9 protein-coding genes are annotated in these 15,202 nt (G+C 39.3%); 3 read left to right on the top strand and 6 right to left on the bottom strand.

Annotated features, from left to right (window positions below; all coding sequences use genetic code 11):
- Window positions 1-50: 50 nt before the first annotated feature.
- The 5 genes from GQR87_RS21720 to GQR87_RS21700 all read right to left on the bottom strand — a co-directional run bounded on the left by GQR87_RS21720 (window position 51) and on the right by GQR87_RS21700 (window position 7,566).
- The gene (locus GQR87_RS21720) at window positions 51-1,622 is read right to left on the bottom strand and encodes an alpha-L-fucosidase (RefSeq protein WP_158972757.1); all 1,572 of its coding nucleotides are present in this window, start codon (window positions 1,620-1,622) and stop codon (window positions 51-53) included.
- Window positions 1,623-1,638: 16 nt separating this feature from the next.
- A complete protein-coding gene (locus tag GQR87_RS21715; protein ID WP_158972756.1) occupies window positions 1,639-3,555 on the bottom strand; it encodes an arylsulfatase in 1,917 nt (638 codons plus the stop codon).
- 387 nt (window positions 3,556-3,942) lie between these two features.
- Complete coding sequence (locus GQR87_RS21710) at window positions 3,943-5,220, bottom strand: ectonucleotide pyrophosphatase/phosphodiesterase (protein ID WP_158972755.1); 1,278 nt, start codon at window positions 5,218-5,220, stop codon at window positions 3,943-3,945.
- A gap of 31 nt (window positions 5,221-5,251) precedes the next feature.
- On the bottom strand, window positions 5,252-6,460 hold the full coding sequence (locus GQR87_RS21705) for a putative glycoside hydrolase (protein WP_158972754.1): 1,209 nt from the start codon (window positions 6,458-6,460) through the stop codon (window positions 5,252-5,254).
- Window positions 6,461-6,534: 74 nt separating this feature from the next.
- Window positions 6,535-7,566 carry a glycoside hydrolase family protein gene (locus GQR87_RS21700; RefSeq protein ID WP_158972753.1) on the bottom strand — a complete coding sequence of 344 codons (1,032 nt, stop codon included), beginning with the start codon at window positions 7,564-7,566 and terminating at the stop codon, window positions 6,535-6,537.
- A 381-nt stretch (window positions 7,567-7,947) separates the two neighbouring features.
- Between GQR87_RS21700 and GQR87_RS21695 the strand changes: the two genes are divergently transcribed.
- The 3 genes from GQR87_RS21695 to GQR87_RS21685 all read left to right on the top strand — a co-directional run bounded on the left by GQR87_RS21695 (window position 7,948) and on the right by GQR87_RS21685 (window position 13,558).
- Window positions 7,948-9,495 carry a sialate O-acetylesterase gene (locus GQR87_RS21695; RefSeq protein WP_199271659.1) on the top strand — a complete coding sequence of 516 codons (1,548 nt, stop codon included), beginning with the start codon at window positions 7,948-7,950 and terminating at the stop codon, window positions 9,493-9,495.
- Window positions 9,496-9,549: 54 nt separating this feature from the next.
- Window positions 9,550-11,811, top strand: coding sequence for a right-handed parallel beta-helix repeat-containing protein (locus GQR87_RS21690; protein ID WP_158972752.1), 2,262 nt, complete (start codon window positions 9,550-9,552; stop codon window positions 11,809-11,811).
- Between the two features lie 88 nt (window positions 11,812-11,899).
- The gene (locus GQR87_RS21685; protein WP_158972751.1) at window positions 11,900-13,558 is read left to right on the top strand and encodes an arylsulfatase; all 1,659 of its coding nucleotides are present in this window, start codon (window positions 11,900-11,902) and stop codon (window positions 13,556-13,558) included.
- Window positions 13,559-13,706: 148 nt separating this feature from the next.
- Here the strand turns inward: GQR87_RS21685 and GQR87_RS21680 are convergent, their stop codons facing one another.
- On the bottom strand, window positions 13,707-15,200 hold the full coding sequence (locus tag GQR87_RS21680) for an arylsulfatase (RefSeq protein WP_158972750.1): 1,494 nt from the start codon (window positions 15,198-15,200) through the stop codon (window positions 13,707-13,709).
- Window positions 15,201-15,202 lie beyond the last annotated feature (2 nt).

The raw sequence follows: 15,202 nt of genomic DNA, 5'->3' as shown, positions 1-15,202 counted from the left end.
CTAAATTAGCTAATTAATTAAGTATCTTCAGCTACCTTAATTTTTATTGCCTACAAGCTTATTTCCAAGGCATAACCAATGCTGTCGTTATGTATTTTAGGTAATTGAATATTGATAGCATCAGGGCCTTGCTGCCAATTAACCCTGTCATCTTGTCCTAATACCCGGATACTTTTGATCTCTTGGCCACTCAGTGATTTAATCGAGACTTTATTCGTATTGGGATTAGCTAAAGAAATCACATAAATTTTATTAGCCTTGCTGGTAAACCAAAAATCATTGTCTTTAAAGTCGAAAGCGACTTTATTGTTTTCTCTATGTTTGGTGCCTTTCATACTAAGATTAGTCGGACCTTCATGATCAACTTGCCAAGGCTGAGAGTCGTAAATCGCCTCACCATTCATACTTAACCATTGGCCAACTTCTTTTAAGATATTAGCTGATTCAACAGGAATGACTCCTTCGCCATCCGGGCCTACATTTAATAAGAAGTTTCCACCTTTGCTGACATTCGCCACCAACCAGTACAATAATTCAATTGGCTGCTTCCAATCAGTATCATAGGATTTAAAACCCCAAGTATTATTAGTGGTGGCAATACCTTCCCAAGTATTACTACTTGCTTCATCGGGTATGACATTATCACCAGGGGTACCAATATCGCCAAAACCATTACCAATACGGGCATTTACCAATATTTCAGGGTTTGCGTTATACACAGTTTTATAAAATTCCATACTGTATTGGGCTGGAATATAAATAGGTGTATCAAACCAAATTTGGCTTAACTCATACTTTTCCAACAATTCTTTTACTTGTGGAATTGATTTTTTTTGAATGAAATCGTCAAATGTAATCGAGCTAGGATCCCAAGTATTGGGCATCGCACTGCGTCTAGCTTTAATACCAGGCGCAGGACCATAGTCTTGCATGCCACCATCACCACCCGAGCGCCAATCAAGAGAATTTGAGTAGTACACACCAAAATCGATATCGGCTTTTTTCGCCGCTATCTCCATTTCTTTTATTGCATCGCGACCAAATGGTGTGGCATCAACTAGGTTGAAGTCATCAACATCTGAATCAAACATTGCAAAACCTTCATGGTGCTTTGCTCCCATGACGATATATTTCATGCCTGCGGCTTTAGCTATGGCCACCCATTCTTCGGCGTTAAATTTTTGTGGATTGAAGTCTTTTGCTAACTCAGCATATTCAGCCCGAGGAATTTCTTTACGACGCATGATCCATTCACCAATAGATGGGCCAGTACCGCGTCCCTCTTCGGTTTTTTCACCTTTGTAAATGCCGCCTAATGATGAATATAATCCCCAGTGAATGAACATGCCGTATTTGTTTTCATTAAAACGTTCACGTCCCTTCTGCTTAGCTGCAGAGCGGTTCATTGCTTGCCACTCTTTCGTTAGCGCTTTCATTTGGGTAGAACAAGGGATACCCGAACCTTCGAAGCCATAAACCTTGGCTTTTTCTGCTTCGCTTAATGCTCTATGTGCAGCGAGTTCTTCACTGCTGCAACCAACAGCTGAATATGCTGCCATAGAGAGTAAGGACAAACTTAATAAAGCAGCATAAATACATGTTTTTTTATAGTTAATATTCATTTTTTCTGTTGCTGACTTATAGTCTTTCAACGTACATATAAAATGCCGGTAAGCCTTTATCTAAGTCGCTATCATCGGTTTTATCATCGAACCAAGCACGCACATCTAGATCACCAGCCTCTAAGGTCGTTTCAAAACGAACTGATGTGGCATCTTCAACAATTGGTTGAGTGATGACTTTGCCATTCAGTTGCAAGTGAGCAAAACTCTTGCCTATCACTTTGTTTGCTGGAATATCATGCAGATATAAAGTCATGGAATAAGTGCCATTTTGATCGACTTTTAATGCCCAAGGTGAAACCATGAATTTATCTTCATTACCCACCCAACCATGACCTTTGCCCCATTTATCGGTGCCAAAACCAGGCCACCAAGGTACTTGTCCAGTATTAGGAGATAACCAATCCATACCTGTCAATCTAGAGGGATTCTCATGGTCTGAACCGACAATCGGACGAGTAGTAGGTGTGCCTTTACCTGTAGTATGCTGCCACCATTTTTCATACGCTTTTGTCATAGCCGCAACACGTTCTGGATGTTGCTCGCTGATATCATTTTGTTGTCCAGGATCATTGCTTAAATCAAACAATTCAACCCCGCCAGTTTCTACCCCATGCACATAACGCCAGTTACCTTGCATCACAGAATAAGGACGTTGTGGGCTTGGGTTTAATACACGCTGATTAGTCACTACCATAGTTCTATCAGGTAAGGCAGTTCCGTCTTTTAATAAAGACGCCAGAGAAATACCGTCGGTGTCTATACTTTGATCTTCAATGCCGACTAAATCGAGTAAAGTAGGCAATAAATCAACGTGAGCAGATAAGTCAGAAAATTCACCTGGTTTTCCTAAATTTCCATTTGGCCAGCGAATAAAAAACGGTACACGGTGTCCGCCCTCATAGGTAGAAGCTTTTCCCTCACGCATATAGCTATTTAAGGTAGTTAGTTTTTTGCCTGTCTTAGCTTCAATGGCTAACTTAACTTCGGCAGAAAGCCTAGTAAGTGGCTCACCATCGCTTTTAGTGGCCATTGATGAACCATTGTCAGTCATGAAAATAAAGATAGTATTATCTTCAATTTTATCATCACGCATAGCTTGGCGAAGGCGTGCCACATTGTCATCGATATTAGTGATCATGCCGTAGAATTTAGCTAGATCATCATCTAGGCCTAAAGCTTTGTATGGTTCAATATATTGTTCTGGTGCGCGCCAAGGAGTATGCGGAGCGTTAGTCGATAAATATAAAAAGAATGGATCGTCTTGTTTTGCTTGTTTATGAATATAATCAATGGCTTCATCAAACCACACATCGGTAGCAAAACCATAATATTGCTTTTCTTTGCCGTTCAAAAAGTAAGTATCGTCGAACTGGTCGTTTTCCCAATAATCAGGTGCTTGACCAACACCGCCACCACCATGACTTAACACATGGTCAAACCCTTGGTCTTGTGGTCTAAAGGGATAATTATCACCTAAATGCCATTTACCGATTATTGCCGTTTTATAACCTGCATCACCTAATATCTCAGGTAAAATATGATGTTGATCTGACAGCATATGTCGACCCATTACAGTGTGCCAAACTCCCGCACGTAATGAATATTTACCACTCAATAAAGCCGAACGAGTAGGTGAACAGGTAGGATCAACATGAAAGTTAGTAAAACGCTGACTTTCAGCCGCTAACTCCGCAATATTTGGAGTTTGCACAATAGGGTTATCATTCATGCTGAAGTCGCCGTAACCCTGATCATCTGTCATCAACAAAATGATGTTAGGTTTTTTAGCGGTAGTGACGGTTTCGCTAGCTTGTTCAACTACTTCTGAACTGCTCTTTTCACCACATCCTGCTAAACTTATGGCTCCAGCGATGACCAACATAAAAACATTCAGCTTTCTAAGTTGAGTTGAATAAACTCTTAATTTCATAACCTTTCCTTTAACTAACTTTCTCATGGACAAATAATCTTTACTTTATCCACCTGTATAAATATGGGCCCAGTTCATACTGAATAACGCTTCAGTAAGTGACATTTATCTATCGATATTGACTGAATATAAAATTGATTATTACTTTTAAAACACAAATAATAAAAAATGTTTTATTATATATAAAAAGATACAGAGAGTTGTTTAACAAGTCAACTGTTAGAAATGTAAATTTTTGTAAGTTATTAAGTTAACGAACTGGCTTTACGTTTGTTATCGGCAAGGTACCAAATAGAACTACAAATAAATCAGGTAACATACTGATTTTTATGTTAAATATACTTGCTAAACAGATACGCTAAAATGACTATATCGACTTTTATTCTGTTAATTCAGCAGTGCTTGCATATTCTCAAGCTTGCCATCAATTTCATGTTCAATTTTCAGACCTAGAATATTGGCAATGAGAGGATAAATATTGACATTTTCTTGGGTCTCTATTTGCAAATTTTCTTTAAAGTTAGGCCCCAAAGCATAAAAAATTCCATGCATATCCATGCCATCATATTGAGACCAGCCATGGCTACCTTTAGAAACTCTTGGCACCTTGGCAGAAATTGACCAACCTCTATCAGCCAAACAGACAATGTCACCAATACTAGGATTATTTCTATAATGTAATTCTTTTGGTGTGGTTGAAGGTGTATAACATTTGAAATGGGATGCGGCGCTATTAAGTAAAGCTACAGAAGCCGTTGCATCAATATCTTTTCTCTTACGGAAACTTACTAGGTAACCATTGCCTTGAATCATAAAATCAGCAAACAATTTTTCTTGTTCAGTCGTTTTTAAAATAGTTTCGATTTTTTCAGGCTTGAGCTCAGCCATTCCATGATCAGAGGTGATAATTATATTTATAGGTAGCTTTAGTTTTTCAAGATTATTGACAAGCTTTTCAATTGAATGGTCAACTTTTTCAATAGCCTTTTGCACTTTATCTGAATTTGGGCCATGTCCATGACCCGCACCATCAACATCATGAAAATAGAGCGTTACCAAATGAGGTCTTACTTCCTCAGGCAATTTAAACCAGTCTTCAACGGTTTTTATTCTGGTTTCGTGAGAAGCTTTATGCTCATATTCAATATTGTAGCTCGGTTTTACTCCTTGGATATGGCTGGCACTACCAGGCCAAAAATATGGTGCTGTTTTTACACCCTGTTTTTCAGCCAGCCCCCAAATTGGCAGTGAATGATAAAATTCACTATCTGCAACTGACTCAGCATCCCTTATGGAATAAGAACGTTTTAACTCAGGGTTATAAAATTTGTTGCTAACTATGCCATGATTCATTGGATATCTTCCCGTGGCAATAGAAAGATGATTAGGAAAAGTAGTGGTGGGAAAAGATGGACGAAGTGACTTCAGGGAAGCCCCTTGCTTCTTAAATTTTGCAATAAAAGAGGGAGAATATTTCTCAGTATAATCCCATCTATAACCATCAATAGAAATTAACAGAACATAAGGAATGTCCTTCGAACTTAATGAATTTTTAGTCGATAACTCTGTCGAGCTAGCTTGAGAGTTACCGCTGCTAAATATTAGGCTAATGACTACCAGCCACAAAGGCTTGTTTAAGTTTAAGGCTTGTAGGCAAATTTTCATATTGAAACCCTGCCTATTAACAAGCCCTTGATTATTTCCATTTTAATGTAGCTTCTTCTGTTTCTACATTAAGGTAAACCGAACAATATTCAAATTCTCGAGTAAAGACATAACCGTTTCTTTTAGCTGGGCCTTTAGGTGCACCTAATCTGTTATTAAAAGCTGGAAAAGTATGCATCCAAGTTCTATTTCTTTGATTGCCCTTTCTATCAGTTGTGACGCCATAACCATCGGTCGGGAAAAAATAACTATACTTTTCAGCCATAGTTAAAAAGATAGCCATTAGGTAATCTAAGCGTTTTTGAACATGCTCAAGACTAGCCAATTTACCCCGTGCTTCATCTAGCCCTATACCTGAACTATCTTTTGCCAATGCCTTACCTAGACCTGCAGTAAAAGCTAAGATTTTTCCATCTTGAGCGGCTTTTTGCCCTGCTTCTATACCCTTTACTACGTAGTCAGGTTTAGAAACACCACCTACATTATGCTCAAACGCTTCAAAATATGAGCCATCGAAGTATTCCATATACTCAAGCCCCGCATTTTCAAAACGAGCTCTGAGTATATTGGCGAGTATTATGTTGTCGTCACGAAACTCATTATTAATACCCGTTAACAGTTTATGGTAACCGTCAATCAGTGCATCAGCTTTTTCATCGCCTAACTTTTTACCTTTACCGAAATAAGAGCCAATAAGTACTTTAATGTTAGCGTCAATGAATACACCGTCTATTGAAGGATCCGTTAACATTGACTTGGCGTCTTTGATCCACCACCGACGAACCTCCTCTTTGGATATATCAAAAAACTTGGCTTTGCTATTTGGATTGACAACTGGATATGAGCCATCAGGAGCTTGCAAGTATCCGCCTGATATAGATTCTAGTTGTTTACTGACCCCGCTTTTCCAGTCTATGACTATGTTTTTGTAGTATAAGATTTTACTTTTAGGATTGAGCTCTTTAATCGCGCGTGCTGCTTTTAAGGTACCTTGTTGCACCGTCCCTTCTTTTTGGCCTTGTGCTTTTTCTAAGGTAATAAGCGGAAATTTTGCAAGGAATTCAATTTCTGCAGCTGTGTATGAAGTTTGTTTCCAAACATGCATATAAAGAGGCATTGTGTCCCAAGAGAACTCTGGAAATTTATCCGCATTTTTTGCAAATACCTGACTCGAAATTAATAAACTAACCAAACAAAGTGTACTTTTAATCTTCATGAGTTTAATCATTCTGTTTTTCATAATGTTTCCTAGGGAATAACACCTTTAAAAGGGCTCGCTAGCTGTTGGCATAACAGCCTTATTTAGTTGCAACCTTATTTAATCATCTCGCCATTCCAACCGTTTATTTTCAGAATGTACCCTGCGCTAGGATCATCATCGTGACAAGCAAGGTATAAATAATCAGGCTTGCCGTCTTTCCATAGGATGCTAGGGCGCTCACTTCGGGCTAGTTTATGTCCAAAATAAATTTCGTTAGTTTGATAGGCTATGCTTGGCGTACCCCAATCAAACCCGTCTTTCGATTTATAGAGTAGTCCTGGTCTAAATCCACCTTTGCGAACTTTGCCTGTATGTTTGCCTGCTAATAAAGCACTGACATCTTGGCGATCTTCAACAATCATGTAATACATGCCGTTGTAATAAAAAGCGTAAGGATCTTCTATATCTACCTTTTGCGCTGCGTAACTGAGCACTGGGTTTTTATCAGAAACAATATAAGGGCCTGCAATGTTATTGCTTGTTGCAAGAGAGATCTCACGAAATACTTCTCCATCAACCGTGGTCATTGTTTTATGATAAATTCTAAACTCGCCATCTGGAGCAACAACAAAGGTAGGGTTAGAAGCGTGCTGACCATTTTCAGCTGTGGCTTTAATAATTGGATTATGTGGGCTCTCAAGCCAAGGGCCCATTAGAGATTTAGCCGTTGCAATACCAACTTCTTGTTTTGAACCGTTTTCATCTTTGTAATGATTTAATAAAAATACTAATACAAAAGTGTCACCAACTTTTGAAATTTGTGGATTATGATAAGCGGCACTATCACTAGCAAACACATCGCCCAACAAGGTATATGGACCTTCTGGCTGGTCAGCTACCCAATGTGCAATTTTACTATGTTTGCTCCAAGTTCCGCTTTTAGGAATAATAGAATTGAATATATGTACTTTTCCTTGGTCGTCATAAATCGGTGCCATACCCCAAGTCCAAGTACCTTCTGGTGAAGGTAAAAGAAAAGGTCCTGGAACCATAGATTTGACTAGGGCAGATTCTTCAAGTGCAGCAGCTGATTGGGACAATAAACCCAGTACCAAAGCGACAATAGAGATATATCTAGCGCTCATTCATTCACCCCTTAAATTCTGAAAAACATAAATAGCGAACCCTGCAGTTCTTGATAAACGGCTTCATAAAGTTCACAAATTGGATAACAACCTCATGCTTTATATCATATATGGATTGTTATTGTACATATAAAACATCGTGTGGTGAGCATGTTGGCTATAAATATATTTGCTAATATAAATTGAACGCGTCAAACCAAATACAAAACAATATTGTAAATACAAAACACTCATGTCAAACTGACTTTTAACCTATAGCTGGGACGTTTTTACTTTGTCTTTGTACTCCTACTAGATGTGAAAGAAGGGGAGAAGTTGAAGTACAGCCTGTGCAGAACCTATGTTACTGCTGTAATTCCCAAAGAATAAAAGATCAAAATTATGCAAAACAAGATCATTCAACTTTTAACAATATTTGTGTTCAGCTTCAGCTTTTCAGGCGCAGTAAATAGCGCTGAAAGTAGCACTGATAAAAGCTTACAAGTTGCCTCAATTTTTACAGATCACATGGTGCTACAAAGAGATTTACCTATATCGGTTTGGGGAAAATCACCAGCTGGTAGCAAAGTTTCGGTGGCTTTCTCTAATCAAAAACAAATGACGATTAGTGATAATAATGGCGATTGGAAATTACAGTTATCGCCGTTAAAAGGGAGTTTTACTCCTGAAAGCATGACCATTTCATCTAGTCATAACCAAATAATAATACTTGATGATATTGTGGTAGGTGAAGTATGGATTGCTTCTGGTCAATCCAATATGCAGATGATGATTAACAGCATAAAAGAGATTAAGGAACTAAGGAAAACAGCTAAACACATTCGTAGTTTTACTGTTGAACGCACTGTTTCTTTTAAAGAAGAAACAAGTATGCAAGGTAGCTGGCAAGCAGATATTCCCGATAGTGCCATAGCTTTTTCTTTTGCTTATTTTTTACAGCAACGGGCCGAAGTTCCTGTAGGTATTATTTTAACAGCTTGGGGCAGTTCGTCATTAGAAGCTTGGATGCCTAGAGATCTCACCAGCGAACTCCCCTATTTTGCTACCATAATGAAAGAATTTGATAGCAACCCCCATCGTATCGGCTATATAGATAGTATCTTGTCTCAACCTAACCCATGGTCGAAAAAAGATGATGTATATTTGCGCCGCCAACCAAATATATTATTTAACGCCATGATGAAACCTATCGCTCCTTATACGGTAAGAGGATTAGTTTGGTATCAAGGCGAACGTAATACTCAAAGTATGGATGGTTTAGTCAGCACTCCTTGGTTCAAAAATAATTCAGGCATGTTGAAGTATAAAGAAGCATTGCAAGCATGGATAAAACGTTACCGCCAAGAATGGAACAACCAAGACATGAATTTCTTAGTTGTAATGTTACCCCGTTACCAAAAATTACTGGCCTCTAGTCCAACAACAGATGTTGAACACCCTAATGCACATTCATGGGCTTGGATGCGCGAGTCACAATTAGCCGCTGAAAGTTTAAAAAATGTGTCTGTGGTGAATACTATCGACCTTGGCAACCCAACCAATGTACATCCTAAAGACAAATTACCTATTGGCCAACGCCTTGCCAAATTAGCAGCTAGGGATACTTTACAACAAGATATTGAAGCTCAAGGCCCTGTATTAAAGAACACGCGTGTGTCTGCTGGCAAGATAACCGTTAATTTTACTCATAGCCATGGTTTAACGACTACCAATGGCGAAGATCCTAGTGAATTTTGGCTTGCCAACGACGATCAAAATTGGCTTAGAGCAAAAGCAAAAATTATCGGTAATGCTGTGGAGCTGAGCAGTGACGAAATTAGCAAACCACTTTACGTGCGTTATGCATTTTCTGGTGCTCCTAATGTAAATCTAATTAACAGTGCCGGTTTACCTGCTCAGCCATTTCGTACTGACAGCTTTAAACCCTAAGCGAATTTTTATATTTACGATGAACAATAGTTAAAACATGGACCCATATAAATTATGAACCTTATATTTAAATATCTATTATGTATTTTTGTAAGCACTATATTATTCGCATGTTCCGAACAGCCAGCTGAACCAACAACAGAAGAACTGATTCTGTATGTTTCTCCTAATGGCTCAGATTCTGCCAAAGGAGCTATAGATTCTCCTTTTGCCACACTTCCTCAAGCTGTTGCACAAAGTAGAAAATTTCGACAGTCTGGTTATTCAAAACCCATCACTATTTACCTTAGAGCAGGCACTCACCAGCTTACTGAAACCTTAGTCCTAGGTTTACAAGATGGTAGAGAAACAGCATTAATACAGCAATCAAATACACAGTATGGGGCAGGAACCACTGCTAACACTGCACATTTGACTATCGCCGCTTACCCTGGCGAGACACCTGTTGTGAGTGGAGCGGCCTCCATCAAAGGTTGGAAATTAGCTGCAGCGGATTTAACTGACTTACCCGACAACGCCAAAGGTAAGGTATGGGTAGCAGATATACCAGCAGGTGTTGACAGCTTTAATACCTTATACAACTCCAAAGGCATGTTAAAACGTGCTCGTGGTCAAGGTTTTTTACCCAGTAAACCGGGTGATAAAAAAACACTTCATTTTCCCAAAGGAGCTTTAAAAAATTGGTCAAACGTCAAGGATGTCGAAATTAATATCAGACCGTCCAAAGCGTGGATGATCAATATGTTGCCCCTTGAAAGTGTTGATGAAGAGTCTGGTATCGCCAAAACCAGTGTATCCGCTACCTATAACATGAGCAAATTACCGCCCTGGGTGCATGGTACTGAATTCGCCACAGTGTGGCTTGAAAATGCCCTTGAAAAGTTAGATGAGCCGGGAGAATGGGTAGTTAATACCCTGACGGGTAAAATTTACCTTTGGCCAAGTGATCCAGACCAAAGTGGCCAACCACAACAAATTGTAGCACCAACTACCAGCGAACTTATTCGGGTTGAAGGTCAAATTAATTACGATCAACAAACAGATAAACCTGTACGGGGAATTGCGATTTCAGGTCTAACCTTTAGTCATGCTGATCGTTGGGCATGGAAAGATGAAGAGCAGCGCCTTGGCTGGGGATTACAGCATGATTGGGATATGTTTGACCGACCAACTGCCATGTTACGTTTTCGTGGCGCTGAAGACTGTGAAGTCAGTAACAATACCTTTATCCATTCTGGTGGCAGCGGTATTCGCTTTGACTTACACGCACAACGTAATAAAGTCATCAATAATGACTTATCATATTTAGGCGAGGCAGGAATCTTGTTAGCGGGTTACGGGGCCGGTACTAAAGATGTGAATCATCATAATGAAATTATCGATAACCATATTCATCACTTTAGCCAAATCACTTGGCATTCACCTGGCATTTGGGCTTGGCAGAGTGGCCATAATCGTATCGCTCATAATTATGTACATCACAGTGGTTATGCCGCTATTTTGGTGACAAACCGTATAGAACCCGATCGTTCAATTGATGGTGAAGGCGGTAGAACCCTTCGTCGCAATGAAATCCCACAAAGTATTGTGGACTCTACTAAAGAAACCTATGAAAGTTGGAAAGTCAGAGAACAATTTAATCACTCAAGACACAATCTACTTGAATACAATGAGATTACTCACTCTGTACAGAAACTTTCAGATGGCAATGCCATTTATATCTCTGGAGCCGGAACAGGCAACATTATTAGATACAACTATATCCATGACAACCTAGAGCATAGTTTTCCTGCAGCGATCCGTTGTGACGATGACCAGCACGAAACAACCATTCACGGCAATATTTTAGCTAACAATTATGGCTTCTCTGCCGGAATTGCCTCTAAAGGTGTCAACGACATCACAAACAACTTTATTGTCGGTTCGTTAACTGCTCCTAAATGGGGTTACATCAGCTTTGAATGGGTAAACGTCGCAAACTCTAAGGTTCATCATAATATTATTGTTGCTCATCCTGATGGCGGCAATGCCCATGGAGAAAGACCAATCGCACGTTCTGAAGACGGCGAACCATTATTAGTAGAAACTGATATGGAAGCTAACCTTTATTACCACGCCAGCAATCCTAATTGGGTAGACCAACATCTACTCAAATTAAGAGCGGTTGGTAAAGAGCAAAGTAGTGTTTTTGCCGACCCCATGTTTATTGATGCTGCCAATGGTGACTTTGGTTTTAAAGAAGGTAGCCCAGCCATTACTTTAGGTATAGAAGCCTTAGATGTATCTAAAATGGGGCGTTTAACCAGGGCACTATAAGCTAAATATTGAGAAAATTGACCATGAATGATTAAGTATATGCTTTGCCCTTCAGTATTAAATTTTTAGTTAAATATATGGAATAAGAATGAAAATATCCGCAAGAAAACTATTGTTAAACAACTTACCTCTTCTTTGCTCATTAGTTGCATTATCGACTTCAGTCTTGGCAGAAACTAATAAGCCTAATATTGTGTATATTTTAGCAGATGACATGGGGCATGGAGATATTCAAGCCATAGCTCCCAAGGGAAAAATACCAAGCCCAAATCTAGATCGTATTGCAGCAGAAGGCATGGCATTTACTCAAGCCTATTCTGGCTCTTCTATTTGTACCCCGACACGATACGGAATTATGACCGGTCGATATCCTTGGCGAGAAAAAGTAGGACTAGCAGCTAATTACGGCTCTCGGATCATGCCTGAAGGTCAAGAAACCGTTGCCACATTTTTGCGTAGTCAAGGTTACAAGACTCTAATGGTAGGTAAATGGCACCTTGGAACTAGTTGGACCATGAAAGATGGCTCAGTTATGGAGTCCAGAAAAAGCCTAGACCAGTCACCATCACTTACAGAAGATCAAAATATCGATTTTAGCGCCCCCTTTTATGGTGGCCCCACAGACCATGGCTTTGATTCTTGGTTTGGTATTTCAGGTAGCTTAGACTTTGCCCCTTATATTTATCTTGTAAATAATAAAGCAACAAAAATACCTTCAGAACACCTTAAAGGTAAAAATCGTTTTGGAAATCGCTCAGGTTTTGCGGATCCAGATCTTGATCCCTCTGAACTACTGGGAGAATTCACCCAACGCTCAGTCGCATTAATAGAAAAACAAAAGAAAGATGAACCTTTCTTTTTATATATGCCACTTACCGCCCCCCATACTCCAATAGTGCCTTCTAAAGCATTTAAAGGACTAAGTAAATTAGGTCCTAATGCCGATTTTCGGATGGAAGTTGACTGGACTGTTGGGCAAGTATTAGACGCATTAGACAGAACCGGACTATCAGACAATACTCTGGTGATTTTTACTGCAGATAACGGTTCTTATCCAGGTGCAACAACCGAACTTAAAGAAGTGGGGCACGACACACACGACGGGCGACGTGGTGAAAAAGCCACGCTGTTTGAAGGTGGGCATAGAGTGCCATTTTTAGTCAAATGGCCAGCAGGGATTAAAGGTAAATTAAATCGTAGAGCAGACGAGAATATTACCCTAGAAGATTTTATTGCTACAACAGCTGATATTTTAGACCAACCTACCCCAACTTATGCGGTAGATAGCGTGAGTTTTCTACCTCAGTTACAAGACCAAAAAGCAACGGTTGAGCAACGAGATGTTATTATCAGTAGTTTGAGTAATACTTTAATTGCTCGACATGGTGAGTGGAAGCTTACCTATAAATCGTTAGCTGAAATAGCAGAAATTCGCCAGCGCAACCCGAATATGAAAAAACTAAGAGCTGGGTTTTACACCCCTAAGAAAAACGAACCTTGGTATAAACATGTGGCGCTTTTCAATTTGTTAGAAGATCAAGGCGAGACAGTTAATGTGGCACAACAACACCCTGAGGTAGTTGCCAAAATACATGCAGCTGTTCGCAAAGCTATAGCTGAGCAACGCACTAACAAAGGCGTAGCAAACCCTAAAGTAAACTGGAGCGTAAATCATGGTATTACGGCAGATCAGCAACGTCGCTTAAAAATATTAGATAGTTTGCTAACGAAAACTCATAAGATTTAAACCTGTAGCATAAATCTCTAAAACAAAGCCCAGCTTATATTAGTTAGCATAAGCTGGGCCTTTATATTTTATAAAATTACGCTATAAATAAAACTCCATTTATAATAATCATGCCCTATTTATAATAAAAAAATACCCTTTCGTTTCTCTACTCACTAGGCGGATTCCAAGACGATTCAGGTGAAATTGCTCGGTCTAACATCGCAAGTTCAATTTTTTTGACTATCTCAGGGTATTGCTTAGCAACATTATGTTTCTCAAAAGGATCGTTACTCAGATTATAAAGTTCAATTGGGTTGTTTGGATTTGTATTAACATTCAAACGAATTCCTTTCCACTGCCCCATTCGCACAGCCTGTAGACCTTGTTGTTTCCAAAACTCCCAATATAAATGGTGATGCTTTGGCTGGGGTTGCTGTAATAATGTCGGCAAAAATGAAATGCCATTAGTGTCGGCGTTAGGTTTTGCATCAATGATATCGCCGAAAGTAGCCATTAAATCCCATTGTGCTGAAATATGCTCAGTTGTGGAATTAGCTTTAATTTTGTTGGGCCATTTTACAAGTAAAGGGGCTCGAATAGCGCCTTCATATAAATCTCGTTTATAACCTCTTAAACCGCCATTGGATCCAAAGAAATTGTTATATGCTTTGTTTTGCTCAGCGCCATTGTCACTGGAAAACATCACTATAGTATTTTGGTCTAGGTTTAACCTTTCAAGTTCCGCAAGTATCATCCCAACATGTTTATCAATATGGGTCACCATAGCTGCATAAGCCGCTTTTGGGTATTGATGAGGCGTAGGCTTTCCCTTCAAGTTTCCATCCTCTTCAAATAGACCTTTATATTGTTGCAAGCTTTCTTCTATAGGTTGTAAAGCTGTATGGGGAAGAGTTAATGGATAATATAAGAAGAATTTATCGTTTTTATGCTGCTTCATAAACTGCATTGCATCTTCTAGCATGAGGTCAGGAACATAATCATTCCCAAGATAACTCTTATAATCCAGTGAGGGATTTTTTCCTAACCCGTGCACTTTAACCTTGTTGTTAAGCTCGACTTCATTGCCAAAACGATAGATATAATCAGGAAAATAGTTATGGGCATGCCTATGATCTAGATAGCCTGAAAACGCATCAAAGCCTTGTTTAGCAGGATGACCAGTTGAGTTTATTCCACCCAGTCCCCATTTTCCGAAAATACCGGTTTTGTAGCCTTGTTCTTGAAACATATGAGCAATGGTACGCGAGCCCGTTGGCAAGGGATAATTGCCTCGCTGACGATTTTCCCCCAGGGTTTTATTTCCGCGAACTGTGCTGTATCCAGTATGTTTTCCTTCCATTATGGTGGAACGAGTCGGTGCGCAAACTGTAGAGCCTGAATAGTGTTGCGTAAATTTAAGACCTTGTTTAGCGAGTTTATCAAGATTAGGTGTATGGATTTTTGTTTGGCCATAGGCACCGATTTCACCATAGCCTAAGTCATCCGCTAAAATATAAATAATATTAGGCTTACTGGTGTTGTCATGTCGAACATGTTTACTAAGTATGCTTTTATTATCGAGGTTATTGGTTTGACACCCCGTCAGTAAAATCAACAAACTTATATAAAAAACACCGGATTTGCATAAATTTTGAAACATTA

This window comes from Paraglaciecola sp. L3A3, assembly GCF_009796765.1.
Lineage (GTDB): Bacteria > Pseudomonadota > Gammaproteobacteria > Enterobacterales > Alteromonadaceae > Paraglaciecola.
Note: the sequence above shows the minus strand (reverse complement) of the source record. Positions and strands in the feature narration are given on the sequence as shown.

Excerpts from the sequence above, each read along its gene's own strand:
- GQR87_RS21710 (WP_158972755.1), bottom strand. The coding sequence starts at position 5,220 with ATGAAAATTTGCCTACAAGCCTTAAACTTAAACAAGCCTTTGTGGCTG.
- GQR87_RS21715 (WP_158972756.1), bottom strand. The coding sequence starts at position 3,555 with ATGAAATTAAGAGTTTATTCAACTCAACTTAGAAAGCTGAATGTTTTT.
- GQR87_RS21695 (WP_199271659.1), top strand. The coding sequence starts at position 7,948 with ATGCAAAACAAGATCATTCAACTTTTAACAATATTTGTGTTCAGCTTC.
- GQR87_RS21685 (WP_158972751.1), top strand. The coding sequence starts at position 11,900 with ATGAAAATATCCGCAAGAAAACTATTGTTAAACAACTTACCTCTTCTT.
- GQR87_RS21720 (WP_158972757.1), bottom strand. The coding sequence starts at position 1,622 with ATGAATATTAACTATAAAAAAACATGTATTTATGCTGCTTTATTAAGT.
- GQR87_RS21680 (WP_158972750.1), bottom strand. The coding sequence starts at position 15,200 with ATGTTTCAAAATTTATGCAAATCCGGTGTTTTTTATATAAGTTTGTTG.
- GQR87_RS21705 (WP_158972754.1), bottom strand. The coding sequence starts at position 6,460 with ATGAAAAACAGAATGATTAAACTCATGAAGATTAAAAGTACACTTTGT.
- GQR87_RS21690 (WP_158972752.1), top strand. The coding sequence starts at position 9,550 with ATGAACCTTATATTTAAATATCTATTATGTATTTTTGTAAGCACTATA.
- GQR87_RS21700 (WP_158972753.1), bottom strand. The coding sequence starts at position 7,566 with ATGAGCGCTAGATATATCTCTATTGTCGCTTTGGTACTGGGTTTATTG.